Annotated in this window: 1 protein-coding gene; it reads left to right on the forward strand. The window is 56.7% G+C overall.

What is annotated here, in order from left to right; genetic code table 11:
* Window positions 1–402: aldehyde dehydrogenase family protein (locus E0L35_RS25865; RefSeq protein WP_138801760.1), on the forward strand; the 402-nt coding region annotated here is incomplete at both ends.

Consider the following 402-nt stretch of genomic DNA (forward strand, 5'->3'; position numbering starts at 1 on the left):
GCGCGTAAACACACCAATAAACGTCTGATTGCCGCAGGCGCTGGCAACCCGCCGGTAGTGGTGGATGAAACCGCCGACCTCGCCCGTGCCGCTCAGTCCATCGTCAAAGGCGCTTCTTTCGATAACAACATCATTTGTGCCGACGAAAAGGTACTGATTGTTGTTGATAGCGTAGCCGATGAACTGATGCGTCTGATGGAAGGCCAGCACGCGGTGAAACTGACCGCAGAACAGGCGCAGCAGCTGCAACCGGTGTTGCTGAAAAATATCGACGAGCGCGGAAAAGGCACCGTCAGCCGTGACTGGGTTGGTCGCGATGCGGCGAAAATCGCGGCGGCAATCGGCCTGAACGTGCCGCAAGAAACGCGTTTGCTGTTTGTGGAAACCACTGCAGAACATCCG

The organism is Halomonas sp. ATBC28 (assembly GCF_005937175.1).
GTDB lineage: Bacteria > Pseudomonadota > Gammaproteobacteria > Pseudomonadales > Halomonadaceae > Vreelandella > Vreelandella titanicae.